This is a genomic window from Candidatus Albibeggiatoa sp. nov. BB20, assembly GCA_016744725.1.
GTDB lineage: Bacteria > Pseudomonadota > Gammaproteobacteria > Beggiatoales > Beggiatoaceae > Albibeggiatoa.
Window position 1 is genome coordinate 13008 of the sequence record JADGDW010000037.1, and the last position, 17444, is coordinate 30451.

General features: G+C 38.4%; 10 protein-coding genes. 2 read left to right on the top strand and 8 right to left on the bottom strand.

Annotated features, from left to right (window positions below):
- Positions 1-99 precede the first annotated feature (99 nt).
- Entirely contained in the window at positions 100-1500 is a 1401-nt protein-coding gene (gene gltX / locus ABXH34_RS06270) for a glutamate--tRNA ligase (RefSeq protein WP_353571011.1), read from the bottom strand.
- A 527-nt stretch (positions 1501-2027) separates the two neighbouring features.
- On the opposite strand from gltX, the gene ABXH34_RS06275 reads away from it, so the two are divergent.
- Both ABXH34_RS06275 and ABXH34_RS06280 read left to right on the top strand, forming a co-directional pair.
- Positions 2028-3158 (top strand): murein hydrolase activator EnvC family protein, encoded by a 1131-nt coding sequence (locus tag ABXH34_RS06275; RefSeq protein WP_353571012.1) that lies wholly within the window; start codon positions 2028-2030, stop codon positions 3156-3158.
- Positions 3159-3167: 9 nt separating this feature from the next.
- Positions 3168-4580, top strand: coding sequence for a LutB/LldF family L-lactate oxidation iron-sulfur protein (locus tag ABXH34_RS06280; RefSeq protein ID WP_353571013.1), 1413 nt, complete (start codon positions 3168-3170; stop codon positions 4578-4580).
- A gap of 217 nt (positions 4581-4797) precedes the next feature.
- On the opposite strand, the gene ABXH34_RS06285 is transcribed toward ABXH34_RS06280, so the two are convergent.
- From ABXH34_RS06285 to ABXH34_RS06315, 7 genes are all read right to left on the bottom strand, one after another.
- Positions 4798-7914 carry a bifunctional diguanylate cyclase/phosphodiesterase gene (locus ABXH34_RS06285; RefSeq protein ID WP_353571014.1) on the bottom strand — a complete coding sequence of 1039 codons (3117 nt, stop codon included), beginning with the start codon at positions 7912-7914 and terminating at the stop codon, positions 4798-4800.
- A 207-nt stretch (positions 7915-8121) separates the two neighbouring features.
- Positions 8122-9210 carry a phospho-N-acetylmuramoyl-pentapeptide-transferase gene (gene mraY, locus ABXH34_RS06290; RefSeq protein WP_353571015.1) on the bottom strand — a complete coding sequence of 363 codons (1089 nt, stop codon included), beginning with the start codon at positions 9208-9210 and terminating at the stop codon, positions 8122-8124.
- Positions 9191-10564 carry a UDP-N-acetylmuramoyl-tripeptide--D-alanyl-D-alanine ligase gene (locus ABXH34_RS06295; protein ID WP_353571016.1) on the bottom strand — a complete coding sequence of 458 codons (1374 nt, stop codon included), beginning with the start codon at positions 10562-10564 and terminating at the stop codon, positions 9191-9193. The genes mraY and ABXH34_RS06295 overlap by 20 nt, the downstream gene beginning before the upstream one ends.
- A 154-nt stretch (positions 10565-10718) precedes the next feature.
- Complete coding sequence (locus ABXH34_RS06300; RefSeq protein ID WP_353571017.1) at positions 10719-11003, bottom strand: hypothetical protein; 285 nt, start codon at positions 11001-11003, stop codon at positions 10719-10721.
- 166 nt (positions 11004-11169) lie between these two features.
- On the bottom strand, positions 11170-11604 hold the full coding sequence (locus tag ABXH34_RS06305) for a hypothetical protein (protein WP_353571018.1): 435 nt from the start codon (positions 11602-11604) through the stop codon (positions 11170-11172).
- 669 nt (positions 11605-12273) lie between these two features.
- Positions 12274-13113, bottom strand: coding sequence for an Npun_R2479 family HD domain-containing metalloprotein (locus tag ABXH34_RS06310; RefSeq protein WP_353571019.1), 840 nt, complete (start codon positions 13111-13113; stop codon positions 12274-12276).
- Between the two features lie 101 nt (positions 13114-13214).
- Positions 13215-17348 (bottom strand): coiled-coil domain-containing protein, encoded by a 4134-nt coding sequence (locus ABXH34_RS06315; protein WP_353571020.1) that lies wholly within the window; start codon positions 17346-17348, stop codon positions 13215-13217.
- Between the last annotated feature and the right edge of the window lie 96 nt (positions 17349-17444).

Below are 17444 nucleotides of genomic sequence, written 5' to 3' on the forward strand. Positions count from 1 at the left end.
GTGTGAGGACTGGCAGTCCTTTTATACTTTAAATATCAATCAGTTTTAAAATCTAGGGCTGCCAGTCTTGTATCACTTTAAAGTAAAATGACTATATTTCTACGCTGGAAACAGTTCTAAAGCTTTCTGAATTCGATTAACAGCACGTTCTTGACCAATCAATTCGACAGTCACATCAATTGAAGGAGACATCGCGCCACCTGTCACTGCAACACGTAATGGCTGTGCAACTTTGCCAAATTTCAATTCATACTGCTGTACCACTTCATCCACCGCACCGTGAATGGTTTCTTTATTCCAAACAGATAATGCAGCTAATTTATCACCCAAAGTGGCTAACGGTTGTTTGACGGCCGCTTTGAAATTTTTCTTAACTGCTTTTTCATCATATTCAACACTATCAGTAAAGAAATAAATACTGGTTTCTACTAATTCTTTCAAAGTTTTACAGCGTTCAGCTTGCACCTCAATCAATTTCATCAACGAAGGACCTTGCGCCATGTCTAAACCCTGTTGATTCAAATGGTAAAGCAAATGGGTTGCAACACTATCTCTTGGGGCTTCTTTCAAATAATGTTGATTGAGCCAAATTAATTTTTCAGTATTAAATGCTGAAGGTTTGCCATTAACATCGGATAATTCAAATAAATCAAACATTTCTTGAATCGAGAAAATTTCCTGATCGCCGTGTGACCAACCCAAACGCACCAAATAATTCAATAATGCTTCAGGCAAATAACCTTCATCTTTATAATTCATCACACTGACCGCACCATGACGTTTAGATAAACGTTGACCATCGTCACCTAAAATCATCGGCACATGGGCATAAACAGGAATCGGCGCGCCTAAAGCCTCTAAGATATTGATTTGACGCGGGGTATTATTCAAATGGTCATCACCACGAATCACATGAGTAATTTCCATATCCCAATCATCAACCACCACGGTTAAATTATAAGTCGGCGAGCTATCAGAACGGGCAATAATTAAATCATCCAACTCTGTATTTTTGAAAACGACGGAGCCTTTGATTAAATCATTGATTAATACTTCACCTTCCTGCGGATTTTTAAACCGAATCACAGGTTTCACGCCTTCTGGTGGTTCTTGTTGAGAATCACGGCAATGTCCATCGTAGCGCGGCTTTTCTTTATTGGCCATTTGCCCTTCACGTAAGGTGTCTAAACGTTCTTTTGAGCAGTAACATTTATAGGCTTTACCCTCGTCTAAAAGCTGTTTAATCACCTCTTTATAACGTTGAAAACGCTGGGTTTGATAATAAGGGCCTTCATCGTACATCAGGCCAAGCCATGCCATGCCTTCTAAAATCGCATCAACAGATTCCTGTGTTGAACGCTCACGATCAGTATCTTCAATCCGTAAAATAAACTGACCTTCATGTTTACGCGCATAAAGCCATGAAAATAAGGCAGTACGTACACCGCCAACGTGTAAGTAGCCTGTGGGACTTGGTGCAAAACGAGTACGAACAGTCATCACAATCCTTTGTTGTTGGTTTATCTTAATTGCGGATTATAGTAGCAGATTTTTATAAGTAGTTTTATACAATTGATTGGCAATCATGCTTTAAACGGCGCGGACTGGCAATCGCGTACTGAATAATGCTTAAGAAAAATCAGATTTGGATTGAATGGGTTTAAAGTTGATGCTTAATCAGAAACAATTGGGACAAAATGAATGTTCATCATGAGTGAGAGCATTTCTATAGTAGAATCCATTTTAATCGTCATCAATTTTCAACTATAGTTAATTTTGTTTTGAGTGTTATGTTAGGACTGGCAGTCCTATAAAACTTTAAATATCAATTAGCTTTAAAACTCAGGACTGCCAGTCCTGTATTACTTTAAAGTAAAACGACTATAGTAGGAATAACAAGCCTCGAAAGATAAGCAGTCCCAACAGACCAAAAGGAATTGATAATATCAAACGATAAACAAAAAAATATTTGAAAAAAATCAGTCTAAAACCTAAAGTAACCTCATTCAGTAACAAAAATACCCAACGTGACTAAATCAATTATTTATCTATTACTGCTATTATTTTGGATGCCGCTTTGCTTAGCAGCAGAAAATCTATCGATGCAGCAACGCTTACAGCAACTTGAACAACAGATTAAAGAGCTACAAGCTCAAATGTATAATACCCGTACAGAATATGGGCGATTACAAAAACAACTCCAAGCCAGTGAAGAAAATATTGGCGCAGTATCTAGCTTGTTAGAGCGGCTGCATGGTGAATTATCGGTTAAAACACTAAACTTAAAAGATTCCCAACAGCGTCAAGCAGTTCAACAACAAGAATTAACCCAACAGCGTGCGATATTAAGCCAATATATTCGCAGCAGTTATGTGATGGGGCATCAAGATTATTTGAAATTGTGGTTGAATCAAGATGACCCCTTTACTGTTGGACGGGTGTTAACCTACTACAATTATTTTAATCGGAATAAAACCCGCCAAATTGCTCAAATTAAACAAATGTTGACTTCAATTCAGCAATTAGATAGCGCGATTCAGCAAGAAACTAATGATTTGCAATTATTAGTAAATAACCAAACCGAACATAAAACCCAACTTGAGCACAGCTATCAACAACGACAAACAATCTTACAGCAACTTGAGAAAAAAATGCTGTCACAAGATAAAAAGCTAAAACAACTTCAGGAAGATAAACGCCAACTTGAACGATTGATAAACAAATTAGGCCATTTAGCAGCCCATATTCCACGTCCGAAAAAAGTCGATTTTTCCAATGCCAAAGGCAATATGCAGTTACCTGTACAAGGTAAAATTATCAGCCGTTTTGGGCAAAAGCGAATCAGTCACCTTAAATGGCAAGGATTGCTGATTGAATCATCTTATCAGTCAAAAGTACATGCGATTGCCGCAGGTCGGGTGATCTTTGCTCAATGGTTTCGTAACTTAGGTTTATTGGTTATTTTAGACCATCAACAAGGCTATATGAGTTTGTATGGACACAATCAAAACATACTAGTGAAAATGGGTGATTGGGTTGAAGCCCGTGATGTCATTGCACAGGTCGGGACGAGTGGCGGTAAACATGAACCCAGCTTATATTTTGAAATTCGTTATCAAGGTGTACCGAAAAATCCTATAAAATGGCTAAAAAAGTGAGGCAGATTGATGAAAATCAAATCGCAGCAATTTAAAAAACAGGCTAGCCGTGCATTAGATGATGAGAATTTGCAAGCAGCATTACAGCGTGCCAAGAGTGGCTTTATTGATAAACGTCGTAAGGCCTTAGATGCACTCCCAGAATTTGAACAATTACGCGACACCGCAAAAGGAATTAAAGAACATAGCTTATCTTATCTTGACTTTTACCTGTCTGAATTTGAAAAGCAAGTTGAGAAACAAAATGGCCATGTACATTGGGCTAGTGATGCCAAAACCGCTTGTGAACAAATTGTAGATATTTGCCAGCGTGCCGATGCGAAAAAAATTATCAAAGGCAAATCCATGGTTGGCGAGGAAATCGCCTTAAATGAAGCCTTAGAAGCAGCTAAATTCCAAGTGGTAGAAACCGATTTAGGTGAATACATTATTCAATTAGCAGAAGAACCACCAAGCCATATTATTGCACCAGCAGTACATAAAACCCGCAAAGAAATCAGCGATTTATTTTATAAGCATCATCAACAGCATGGTTTTGAAAAATTAGATAAAGTCTCAGAGTTAGTAGATTCTGCACGACAGGTTTTACGTAATGATTTTGTGTCCGCTGATGTTGGTATTACAGGGGCAAATTTTCTTATTGCAGAAACAGGCTCTATTGTATTAGTGACTAACGAGGGTAATGGCGATTTAGCCAGCCACTTGCCACGAGTACACATTGTAGTGACCAGTATTGAAAAAGTGATTCCTAGCTTAGAAGATGCTAACGTTTTTCTACGTTTATTAGCACGCAGTGCAACAGGTCAAACCCTTTCAACTTATACCAGTTTTATTACAGGCGCAAAACGGGAAGCCGATTTAGATGGTGCTAATGAATTCCATGTTGTATTGCTAGATAATGGACGTTCATCGGTTTTAGGCTCATCACATGAGGATATGTTGCATTGTATTCGTTGCGGTGCATGTATGAATCACTGCCCTGTCTATAGCAATGTTGGCGGTCATGCCTACGGCTGGGTATATCCCGGTCCTATGGGTTCGGTATTAACCCCGTTACTGTGCTCGATTGAAGAAGCATCAAGTTTGCCGAATGCCTCAACCTTATGTGGCCGTTGCGAAGAAGTCTGTCCCATGAAAATCCCCTTGCCTAAATTATTGCGTGAACATCGGTTCAATGAGTTCGATAAAAAATTACAACCGAAGATGCAAAGTTGGGCTTTGAAATTATGGGGCTATATGGCAACTCATCCTAGTATGTATCGTTTTATGGTAAATAAAAAAATCAGAATACTGAAATTATTGAGTCGAAACGGATGGTTAAAACGTGCACCTATGAGTAAAGCTTGGACACAAAGCCGAGATATTTTAGCCCCAGAAGGCCAATCATTTATAAGTCAATATCAAAAAAGAAACAGTTCTTAAACCATGGTTATGACTTTTTTTGAGTTTGGCGGAAATAGTATAGTCGTTTTACTTTAAAGTGATACAGGACTGGCAGTCCTCGATTTTAAAACTGATTGATATTTAAATTATAAAAGGACTGCCAGTCCTAACACTCAAAACGAAATTAACTATATATCCTTTGACTCTTCAAACTATTATATTTAGTCATTCATATTTATGTGCGACAACCAATGGGTTAAGCAGCAGGTGGGAACGGAAATTGGCTTAAATAGTTTTCCGTATCGAGTGAGCATTGTGGACGTGAGAATAAATAACCTTGAACATGGTCACAATGGGCTGCTTGTAATACAGACATTTGAAAATCATTTTCAACCCCTTCTGCAACCACTTTCAAATCAAAAGCAGTCCCTAATGCAATAATCGCTTCGGCAATTTGAGTTGGTTTATCTTGTGGATAACAAATTTCGCTAATAAAGCTTTTATCAATCTTGAGTGCATCAACTGGGAATTTCTTCAAATAGCTTAAAGAAGTGTAACCTGTGCCAAAATCATCAATATACAAAAGTACATTCAAACTTTTTAAATCATTGAGCATTTTTAAAATAGTTTCAGGGTCTTGCATAATTGCGCTTTCAGTAATTTCAACCCGACAACAAGGACCTTTGACTCCCGTATAATCCAAAATATCTTGAATTTCTTGGACTAAACGCGGTTGTTTCAATTGAATCGGAGAGACGTTGATATTAATCCCTAACTCTGAAAAATGTGGGAATTTCTGTTGCCAGTCGCGCAATTGCTCACAAGCAGTTTTAAATACCCATAAACCAATCTCTCGAATTAAACCTGTTTCCTCAGCAACTGGGATGAAGTTATCGGGTGGGACTAAACCACGCTCAGGATGATTCCAGCGGACTAATGCCTCAAAGCCAATGGTGGCTTGGGTATCTAATGAAATAATTGGCTGATAATAAACAACAAATTCTTCTCTTTCTAAGGCTTTGCGTAAGTCAGATTCCGTCCGCAATAAATTTAATACATCGGTGTGCATACCTGATTGGAATAAAATTGCTTTACCTCGTCCATGCTTTTTAGCTTCATACATGGCAGTATCTGCATCACGCAAGACTTCATCTGCACTTTTATAGTTTTCAGAACCAATCGCAATCCCAATGCTTACCGTGGTGTTAAATGTTTCATTTTCTAAGAAATAAGGTTGACATAACTGAGCTTGAATTCTCTCAATCCGTTGTTCTAAGGCCTCGATATTGGGGATGTTCTCTAACATCATGGCAAATTCATCACCACCAAAACGTGCCACTATTTCTGAAGAGCGTGATAACTCTGCCTGCAAGCGATGTGCAATTTGGGTCAGTAATTTATCACCTGCTAAATGTCCCATACTGTCATTGACGATTTTAAATCGGTCTAAGTCAGCAAATAACACCGCAAACGGAATACTGACATCAAACGTCGTTTCAACTTGGCTGTGCAATTGTTGTAATTGGGCTGTTAGACGTTCGGTAAAAGCAGCTCGATTAAATAAACCTGTTAACTGGTCATGCGAAGCGTCATAACGTAATTTTTTCTCAATATGTTTTCGTTCGGAAATATCTTCTACAATACCTTCGTAATAGCGTACTTCGCCGTTTTCATCTCTCACCACTCGCACTGTTTCACTTACCCAAATCGTATTGCCATCCGCACAACGGGCTTCATATTCAAAGTTTTGTACTCGGGAACTAGTTTGTAATAATTGGATGAATTCAGCGTGGCGTTTGGAATTCACGTAAAGTTGTTGCCCAATATCGGTAATTTTGGTAAACATATCCTGTGGAGATTGATAGCCAAAAATACGCACAAAAGCAGGATTGATACTCAGATAATGTCCAGAAGGCGTGCATTGAAAAATACCTTCAATCGCATTTTCAAAAATATCACGGTATTTCTTTTCAGCTTCTAAACGGGCTTGTTCAGCGCATTTGCGTTCGGTAATATCCTCAATCATCGCCACAATGAATGGGTGGGCTGTATCTCGAACGATAGAACAGTTTTGATTAGTCCACACGCTTTCATTAAATTTACTCCGATAACGTTTACCTATTGTGTAATTATCGTATAAACCCGTCAGCATTTTATCGCGCATGACTTTATCAATATCGATATCATCTTTATGGGCCAAATAATGTAAGTTGCGGCCTTGTAATTCTTGCTCGTTATAGCCCAATAAATCTTGTAACGCCTTATTACTGTCTAAAATAGTACCGTCCAAATCAGTTTGAGCAATGCCCATGGCAGCTTCATCAAATACGGCTTCAAAACGACGACGGCTCTCATCTAAGGCATTATTAACCTCTAGTAAACTTTGAGTTCTAGCACCGACTAACTCTTCAGCCCAATGCGCCCGAGTTAAAGTCAAAAATAAATATCGCCATAAGCCTAAAGTAAACAGTATACCGACTGCCAATACAACCCAAGCATAACTAAAACGGGCAAAACCATATTGATTGGTTAATGTAGCAAGAATTAATGTCCAACTCCGACCGCCATGTTCTAAGGGGACTTTCTGTAATTCAACCAACGAATCACTTGGCTTAAACCAACTTGGGACATATAAGATTGTATGCAGCGTATTGGGTGAGGTGTCTATAATTTTGACAAAAATATCTGAACGTTGTTTAGGCATACGCAATACGGATTCAACCAAGTCCTCAAATAACACCAGACTTACCACAAAGCCACGAATGTTTTGTTGACGTTCTGCCACGGTTTCATGTTCAGAATTGCGTTGATAAATGGGAATAAAAGAACGGAAGCCCAGTTGATTTTTACCTGCAATATAAACTGCACCACTACTGCTCATGCGCCCTGTATCGCGTGCAATATATAATGCCTGCTTAAGCGTGGGCTCTGAGGCAATATCATAGCCTAAGCACTGCTTATTGATGATGTCAGAAATCGGCTCAGTAAATAAAATGGGGTAGTAATGTTCACGATTAAGTACGGTTTGCTTTTCATTGAAGGGGGAATGCTCCCAAATTCTAAATGTGTCTAACCCGTTCTGTAACATACGCTGCTCTAGTATTGAACGTTGTTGCTCCGGGACATAAGGAATCCATTCAATCGCTTGAATACCATATTGGTGGAAATCTTTATCTTTTAGAAATTCTTTGAAATTTTCCCGCGTAATATAATCACTAATATTGTATAAACCCTGTACTGAATTGAGTACATTGTCTATGGTGAGCAAAGCTTGACGTAATGAATGGACATAAGTATTGATTTTTTCTTGATGGGTTTGGGAAATTTTAGCCTGTTCCCAATTTTTAACATAAACGTAGGCAAGCAGAGACAATCCTAGTCCCATAATAATGACCAAGATGAGCGACGTATCTGCTTTTTTTGAAAGTTTTGCCAACATAGTTTATCAGTAATCAATTAGCTCTTATCAATATACCCATTAGGCTTATTGTGATACAGAGTCAAATTTTTTGCACTATTTCAATTTGAACTCTACATCACTTTATTATAACGGCCTATTATTTATAACCACTAATTGAAATCAGCGCACCTTAAGCGTTGCTAGACCAATTAAAACCAAAACCACGGTAATAATCCAAAACCGTACAATGACACGTGGTTCAGGCCAACCTTTTAATTCATAGTGATGGTGCAATGGTGCCATACGGAAAATACGCCGTCCCGTTAATTTAAATGAAGCAACTTGCAAAATCACGGATACAGTCTCCATTGCAAATACACCGCCCATAATAATCAGTACAACTTCTTGTCGAACTAAAATAGCGATAATGCCTAGTGCAGCCCCAAGTGCTAATGCACCCACATCTCCCATAAAAACTTGAGCTGGATAAGTGTTAAACCATAAAAAACCAAGGCCTGCCCCTACAATTGCACCACAAAGAATGGTAATTTCACCCGCTCCAGCGATATAAGGTACCATTAAATAATTAGCAAATGTCCAATGTCCTGCTAGATAAGCAAAAATACCTAATCCTCCAGCAACTAAAACGGTTGGCATAATGGCAAGACCGTCTAAACCATCGGTTAAATTCACCGCATTGCTATAGCCTACAACAAAAAGATAAGTTAACCCAATAAAGCCCCATAGGCCTAAAGGAATTTGAATATCCTTGAAAAAAGGAATAATCAAAGTGGTTTCAGCAAATGTGCCTGCGGTCATAATGAGCACAATGGCGACCACCAGACCAAATACAGATTGCCAAAAATACTTATGTTTTGCTGATAAACCTTTAGAATTCTGCTTAGAAATTTTCAGATAATCATCCAGCCAACCAATCAGGCCAAATGCTAATGTCGTCCCCAATACAATCCAAATAAATCGATTAGACCAATCTCCCCATAATAAAGTAGTGAGGGTGATCGCAACCAGAATCAATGCACCGCCCATTGTGGGTGTACCTGATTTGCTTAAGTGGCTCTGCGGCCCATTTTCTCGGATACTCTGACCAATTTGATTAACCTTTAAATGATGAATCAAAAAAGGGCCAACCAGCAAAGAGATAAACAGGGCAGTCAAAACACTAAGAATGGCGCGTAACGTAAGATATTGAAAGACAAAAAAGCCGTCATAATAATAAGTTGCTAAATAATCACTTAACCAAAGCAGCATGGCCGTCCTCTACCCGTAATCCAAAAGTAATTTTTTCCATCATCATGGAACGCGACCCTTTAAGCAGTAGCGTAACATGAGATTGTTTCATCAGTGCGATACTCAGAGCTTCAAGCAAAGCTTCATGTGTTGTAAAATGCTGGGCTTGACCTTGAAAACTGTCAACTGCATAGCAGCTGTAATTGCCGATTGCCCATAATTTTTCTATACCCATTTTATAAGCAAGCTCACCAATTTCTTGATGCAATGTCGTACTTTCTAAACCTAATTCCCCCATATCACCCATAACCAGCCAACGTGGTGTTGGGTATTGGTGCAACACAGCCAGAGCTGCTTTAAATGAAGTTGGATTTGCATTATAGGTATCATTGATTAAGATGCTATGGTTTAAACCTGTAAATGTCTGCAAACGACCTGCCACAGGCTGCATGAATTCTAAACCTTGTTTAATTATATCTAGCTCTACATCACAAGCTAATGCACAAGCAGCGGCAGCCAGCGCATTCATAATATTGTGCTGTCCTGCAAGTGGTAAGCAAACTTGAATTTGGCCTTTAAACGTATTCAGCTCAAAACTGCTTTCGACAGTAGACAATTGAATTTGACTCGCATAAATATCCGCATGGGACGATAAGCCAAATTGAATTACAGGATGAGGCTGAGCTAATTCACGCCAAAATGCGGCAAACCTATCCTCATGGTTAATCACTGCGATGCCATCTGCTGTCAACCCAGAGAATATTTCTCCTTTGGCTTCTGCAATATTTTCAATCGTTTTAAAACCTGCAAGATGTGCGGGCGCACATTGAGTAATCATTGCAACATTGGGTTGCGCCACTTTAGTTAAATAGCCAATTTCACCCGTATGGTTAGCGCCCATTTCAAGTATTGCACTATCATGATGTTCCGCGAGATTAAATAACGTCAGCGGTAAGCCAATATCATTATTAAAATTCCCCTCAGTTGCCAGCACTTGACCTTGTTGAGCAAAAATGGCTTTTAACATTTCTTTTGTCGTTGTTTTTCCATTACTGCCTGTAACTGCAATCGCAGGTATATCAAATTGTTGCCGCCAAAAATGGGCGAGTTGCCCCAAGGCTAAACGGGTATCTTGGACAATGATTTGAGGTAAATCTGTGCTCACAGCTTGCGAAACCAATAACGCGATTGCACCTTGCTGTTGTGCTTTATCAGTGAACGCATGAGCATCGAATCGCTCACCACGCAATGCAACAAAAAGTTGTCCTGTTAAGTCTTGACGTGTGTCAGTGCCACATCCAGTAAATGTGACATCTTGACCAATGTGTTGGGCTGATAAAATGGGGTTAATTTGGCTTAAAGTGGCGTGAATCATAAAGGTTAGCAATAAGATAAGTCATTTTGTATAGCTTATCACATTTTCGATTTTCGATTTTTGATTTTCGATGCGAAGCCGCAAGTGTTGATTGCGGAGAGCCCGAGTTTTTATAGGTATTTTTTTATTTTAAAACATATAGTTAAATTATTTTTTAGTGAATAAGGATATCAGCAAGCATCTGACAAAATCCCATCCGCATCTCTCTATCAGCATCATTGCCATAAGTTGACATGTCTTGAATAATCCATCCGAGTAAAGACGCAAAATTTCTCTCACGCATGTAGTTTACGGCCAAAATTGCATAGCTGCCACCCAAACGATTATCTGTTTCATATTCACCTGTTGGCTCAACTTTCCAGTAGCATAAGCCATTTTTCGTATGTTGAATAAAAGGAAGTTTATGTCTGCGTTGAACCAACGTAGCGTCACTTTCCATAGTTTAAACCTCTCTCGTTAATAAAGTAGCCTACCTCTTCATTATTTTTTACCTACAATATTTGGTCATATTTGCAGGCAATGCAAACTTCGCACACACTAGTTTATATCTAATGGGAGCGAGATTGTACTGTAATTTGAGTGGAGCCGGGTAATAGTGAAATGTATTATTTTGTAAATAAATGAGACCACCAGCGTTTTCTATTCATAGGCAACGGGGCATCATCTTGAATTTGTTGTGGTATTATTTTCGACAGTATCCACCGAGGTTCGACTTTTTGGCCGCTAGAACCACAGGATGCTCCAAGATTACTAGGGTCATAGATTTTAATCAAACTGGGTTGCGTCAGATTATCTGCATAGACAATACCGCAGTAATCATAATCATGCTCTTGATGCAATAGTTTATCGATTTCTTGAATAAAAGCCAGTAAGGTGTCTGCTGTCGCCGTTTGATTAGGCAATGACTCACCAACGCAGTAAATATACCAATATTGAGGTTGGATTTTCACTTGTTCCCACAACGCATCCAGTTGTGGCCAACGTAAAGCACTGCTAAAACTGCCATTATAAAGTGTTTTAAATTCGTCACCTGTCGTCATATCTTGTGTCCATAGTATCTTAATTACAAACTGAGGCTTTAATTTAACTCAGCTTTCTAGTTTAACAGTAAATTTATACTGAATAACTCATGTTGCGCAAAATGAAAAAAAGTTTGAAAGAGTAGGGTGGAATAGATGAGCCTTTGATGTTAGTTATTATTAATAAACTCTCTCTCACCGTATTCCACCATCTCAAGCGTATTGCATATTTTGGTGGAAAACGCTGCGCTATTCCACCCTACATTAAATGAAAAGTTCTTCTATTTACGTAAGGTGAGTTAATAAAACAGCTCGCAAGGTGATTTTTAGGGCAGTCAGATTCGAAAATCGTTAAAAAAATTACAATGATGATGAAATGGATGCTTATGAAAAACTTGGCCATTTCAATGATCGTATTAGAGATGGTAGCCACAAATGAATATGGCATTAGAATCTACAAAAAATGGAGTTGAAGCGATTGGCTGGCTATATTCCATCACTTGTTATCAGTACGGCAAGATGGTTAGCAATATGAGATTATAATCGTTTTATTTTAAAGTAATTGATATTTAAAGTATAAAAGGATTGCCAGTCCTAACATACAAACCAAAATTGACTATAACCAATGAGACGGCGGTTTAGATGTTCTGTGCTGGCTGTAAGAATCAAAATACAGAACACCTAAGTGACTCAAAAGTTATAAAACTCTTTATGCTCAGAAGAAAACACATGGGCATATAAATTGGCTATCCATTGCTTACCTTCCTGCGTCACCCGTAAATAGCGCAATCCATCTTGAATATAGCTGTTGACCATATTCCAGTAAAACTGCGGATAATTGCGTCGTAAATCCAAAGGAGAACCATAGCCTAATTGCTGGTTTACACCTGTTTCTTGGAATTCATAATACAAAGCGGGCAATTTACGCAAATAATTTGGGTCCGCTAACTGACCGATTAAATCCGCAGCGCGAACTAAGCCGGGGTAAGTCCCTGTTGCCTGATGATCGGTATCATTCGGTACAGGAAAACGAGTCAGCTCAATATTGGCTGCAATCACCTCAGCATCAATGACAGGGTTGCCACCAAAGCGTTCCCGAACAAAAAGTTTACCTCTATCAATATGATAAGGTGACATAGATGCATCGGTAGCCCCTTCAGGCAATACAACCATTTCATTTCTAATCCCTGTGGTATAACAGCCTTCGCGGTCATCGCGGCAAATACCTCTAACATGGCCAATATCATGGCACAACAGGGAAATAATGAAATTTAACCAATCACGATGAGAGACCCCACCTTCACGGATATGTTTACCGCGTAAAATCTCTTGTCCAACAAGCGTGACCATAATGGTATGTTCTACATTGTGGTAAAGCGCATCACTGTTTGCAAAATGCTCTAGTGCCATACGCCCAGCCCACGCAATAATAGAACCGTTAGAAGCTTCAAGACTTCCATAATTACGTGTATAAGCGGTTTCAAGTTGATCTACAAAACCGTCAATTAGTAACTCAGTGGGATTAAACATCGCTCATCACTATCCATTTTTAGCTTAATTATAATATAGTGCTATGGGGTTTTAGATGACTAATTCTTAAATTTTAATTTGAAAACAGCCGCCTAACCATATTATTCAGCAGTTTGTGCACCCTGCCAAAAAGTTTTAATTGCCTGTTGTGTCGAAGCCAATTCCGTTTTGGTTTTCTGTAGCTCATTCATACATTTTTCATTCATACTACGCCATTGATTTTGGAATACTTCGGTAATCGAAGAAGGCACTGTTGTAGGCTGTTGGGCACGTAAGGTTTCAATTTGTTGCTGAAACTGTTGCTTTTGCTGCCCTAGCTGGTGTTCTTTGTGTGCAATTTCTTGATTATATTGTGCTTCTTGTATCTGTAAATCATCTAAATTCATTTTCATTTTAGCGAGCTGTTTTTGCGACTCAACATAAGCTTGTTGTTTTTCCGTTAATTGCTTTTCCGCTTTTTGAGCTAAAGCCTGTGCTTTATACAATTTTTTCTGTAAACCACCGACTTGACTATCATAATCATGTTGTAAATCACTTTGATTGGTCACGGTTAACTGCATTTGTTCTTGCAAACGATCAATCAATTGGCGTGAAGCTTTCGCTTGTTGCAACATCACTGTGATTTGTCCATCATAATGTTGCTGCAATTCATCTTTTTCATTTTGCGCCGTTTGTAACTGAGTTTGTAAAGCTTGTTGTTGCTGTTCGCCTTCGGTTAATGCGGTTTTTAATTGCTCAACTTGTTGATGTAATTGGGTTGCCGTGTGGCTAATATCATTGGATTGGTTTAATAATTTTTTATGTTCTTGCTGCAATTGCGTTTGATATTGTTGTAATTTAGCTTGTGTCACTTCAGATTCTGTTTGTAATGCTTCAAGCTGTTGCTTGGCTTGGGTTAATTGCGCAACTTGTTGGCTTAATGCTTGTTCTGATTGTTGGCTACCTGCTAACTTGACTTGTAGATTGGCGACTTGTTGTTGTGCTTGCTGCAAAGTCGTTTGGGTTTTATTTAAACGTGATAATTGATTTTTTTGTAATGATTTAGCTTGTTTGAACATTGATTTTTTAGCTAATTTGGTTTTGACTAAGGCATCTTCTAAACTGCGGATTTTCTGTGCATATTGGGCAATTTTATGTTCAGCTTGTTGTAAATTTTGCTCAACAATATCTAATTGTGTGGTTTTTTGCTCAGACAATAATTGTAATTTCTGTTTTTGCAATGCTAATTCAGCAATAGTTGCATCCGCATCATCCATGCGTTGCGTATACCCTAGTTGAGCCGACTGTATGGCTGTAATTTGTCTTTCATGTTTATCCTGCAAAGCGTGATGAGCTCGTAGTAACTCTTTATGGCGTTGGGATAATTGGGTATTTTCTTGGCTTAATCCCGTTTGTAAATCCGCTAAACGCACTTCTAAATCTTGTTTTTTTGCTAACGTAATTTCATGCTGTTCGTGAATATCATCTAATTCTGCTAATACTTTATTAAATTGTGTCTCAGCTTTTTCTAATTCCTGACGCATCACTTGTAATTGTTGCTGTGCATCTTGTAAATGTTGTTGTTGGTCTTGTTGTTCTTGTTTAACACCGCTTAATTGCTGCTGCTTTGCTTCTAAATTTTGTTCTGCATGGCTTAATTGTTGTTTTAAAGTGCTAATTTCTTGTTCATATTTTTGTTGTAACTCTGCATAACCTGCGCGTAATTTAGTTTGCGTATTTAATAATTGTTGCTGTTCCTGATTGGCTTTTTGCTGGATTTTTTGTAATGCTTGCTCATGATGTACATTTAAATTATCTGACTGTAAACGTGCTTGTTGTAATTGTACCTGTGTTTTTTGTAATTTAGCTTGTTGATTGCTTAATACTTGTTGAGATTGTTCTAATTGTTCTAATAGCTTTTCAACTTGAACTTGATGTTTTAATTGAATGGTTTTATGTAATTGAATGACTTCTTGTTTACTGGTGTCTAATTCTTGTTGCAATGATTCAACTTGCTGTTTGTTTTTTTGCAAAGCGGCTGCATAGCCTAATTCCACATTATCATGCTGGTGCAATGTTGCTTCAAATTCTTGCTGCATCTCACTTTGCTTAGCATTATATTCTTCGCGCAAATTCTGTTCTAATAACTGCGCTTCTTGTAAATGGGTTTCACTTTGTTCTAATTGCTGCTGGGTTTGCTGTAAATGGGCTTCACTTTGTTCTAATTGTTGCTGAGTTTGCTGTAACTCTTGTTCTAATTGCTGTACTTGTTCCGATTGTTTTTGTAACCGTTCAGATTGTTGTTGTTCTAATTTTTCAACTGTTTCATTCAAAATTTGGATTTTTTGCAAATATTCTTCACGTAGTTGCTCTAAACTTAAAGATGCTTTGCCTTTTTCGCGTAATTTAGCTAATTCAACTTGGGTTTGGTTTAACAAATCTTGCGCCTGTTGTAATTGCATTTCATACGATTGTTGGGTAGCTTGTTTGGCTTGTAACATCGTTTGCAAACGTTCTTGATGTTGCTGCTGTAATAATTGTAATTGTTGTTTATAGTCTTGCTTTAATTGTGCCACTTTGCTTGAATCGACTAAAGGCTGCTCATTGAGCACATTTGGCATTAAGTCCCAACTCTCTACTTCAATTCCGCATTGGGCTTGTAATTGCTGTAATCTGGCTTGCGTATCATATAGCTGTTGTTGCTGTTGACGGTGAGTTTGTTGGGTTTGATGCAATTGATTTGCTAAAGCCTGTTGCACCGTTTCACTTTGTAACTCCAAACGTTGTAATTGATGCTGACAATCTCGCTTTGCCATATCCGTGATTTTTTCCACCTGAATTGTGGGTGAAGTTAAATCCATATTGTTCTGTAATTTTTCCACCAAAGCCTGCTGCATAATTTGGGCTTCTTGCTGTTTTTGCTGCAACAGATTCTGATAATAATCAATTAAATGTTGTTTTTCAGCCTCTAAGCGTGGCATGTCATTACTTTGAACTTTATTTAAATTTTGCTCACATTGATTTAAACCTTCACATTTTGGATTTGCTAATGCCATATTTAAGGTCTCAATTTGTTGTTGAGCCGTTTGTAATTGCTGCCGAGAAGCCACTGCTTGTTTTTGCTCTGTCTCCAAAGCTTGACACGTGATTTTCAATTGTTGTTGAGTGGTGCTTTGTTTTTCTTTACTCTGGCTTAATTCTTGTTGCGTTTTTTCCCAAGCGTTTTCCGTACCTTGCCACAACTGTTTTAATTCACTGTATTTTTCCCGCCAATCTTGTTTTTGCTTGCGTTCTGTTTTGAGCTTTTCACGTAATTTAGCCGTGCGTTCTGTTACCTGTTGCTCAACGCCAAGTTGTACCCGCTGCAGGGCTTTTGCGTGATGTGATTTCCAGACTTTCTGTTGTTCCAAAGCCTTGGCTAAAGTTTGTTGTTCCTGCTGTAAGCTGTGTTCTAATGTTGTATATTTTTGTTGTTGAGCTGAGATTTTTACTTCATATTGTTGCTTGAGTTGCTCATTTTGTTGTTTGGTTTGATTTAAATCCTCTGCACATTTAGTTTGTTGCTGATATTTCAACGCTTCCAATTCCTGTAAACTTTCCACTAAGCGCATTTCAGTGTCACGCAAACGTTTTTCACTATTTTTGAGTTGTTTGCTTAAACGCTCAAATTTGCTCTGTTGTTCAGTTGCCAATTCGGTGCGAATAGTCGATTTTTGCTGTTCCAACGCGGTTGCATTCTGAGCTTGAATTTCTTCTAAACGTTTTTCATACGCCACGGTTAAATCTTCATTGGCTTGCAAGGCTTCAACTAAATGTAAATCAGCTTCGGTTTGTATCGCCTCAACTTTTTTATCATATTCTGCTTGCAATGCCGCCTCGGTTTGATATTTGGCTTCTAACTCAGCTTGGGTTTGTTTTAAAGCATCTAATTTGCCCGCCGCATCATTTTCCATTTTTTCCAGTTGCGCTGCATAATCAGATTTCAAATCAGTTTGGATTTGTTGTAACTGGTCAAATTGAGTACGAATCGCCTGCAAAGCAGCTTGGGTCATTTGTGAATTGGTGACCATTTGATCGAGCTGTTGCTGAAAATCGGGCGTATGGGTCGCAGGCTCTGATAATTCAGGAATCACTTCTAAATCAGTTTGTTCTTGCGCTTGGAGTTGGGCATAAGGGCTGAACACTAAGGGAAGTAGGGTGATAGCCAACACAAATATGGCTGCAACCAATATAAAACGCAATTTTTTGAGTTGCATAACAGTATCCCAGAAGAAAAATTTGAATAATGGCGTAAATCCTATCATGATTTGTAGTAATGAGAAATAGAGGGACGTGAGGAATAAGGATAAAAA

What these genes read in the sequence shown, in the direction of transcription:
- gltX (WP_353571011.1), bottom strand. Translation starts at nt 1,500, where the DNA reads ATGACTGTTCGTACTCGTTTTGCACCAAGTCCCACAGGCTACTTACAC.
- ABXH34_RS06280 (WP_353571013.1), top strand. Translation starts at nt 3,168, where the DNA reads ATGAAAATCAAATCGCAGCAATTTAAAAAACAGGCTAGCCGTGCATTA.
- mraY (WP_353571015.1), bottom strand. Translation starts at nt 9,210, where the DNA reads ATGCTGCTTTGGTTAAGTGATTATTTAGCAACTTATTATTATGACGGC.
- ABXH34_RS06295 (WP_353571016.1), bottom strand. Translation starts at nt 10,564, where the DNA reads ATGATTCACGCCACTTTAAGCCAAATTAACCCCATTTTATCAGCCCAA.
- ABXH34_RS06300 (WP_353571017.1), bottom strand. Translation starts at nt 11,003, where the DNA reads ATGGAAAGTGACGCTACGTTGGTTCAACGCAGACATAAACTTCCTTTT.
- ABXH34_RS06305 (WP_353571018.1), bottom strand. Translation starts at nt 11,604, where the DNA reads ATGACGACAGGTGACGAATTTAAAACACTTTATAATGGCAGTTTTAGC.
- ABXH34_RS06310 (WP_353571019.1), bottom strand. Translation starts at nt 13,113, where the DNA reads ATGTTTAATCCCACTGAGTTACTAATTGACGGTTTTGTAGATCAACTT.
- ABXH34_RS06315 (WP_353571020.1), bottom strand. Translation starts at nt 17,348, where the DNA reads ATGCAACTCAAAAAATTGCGTTTTATATTGGTTGCAGCCATATTTGTG.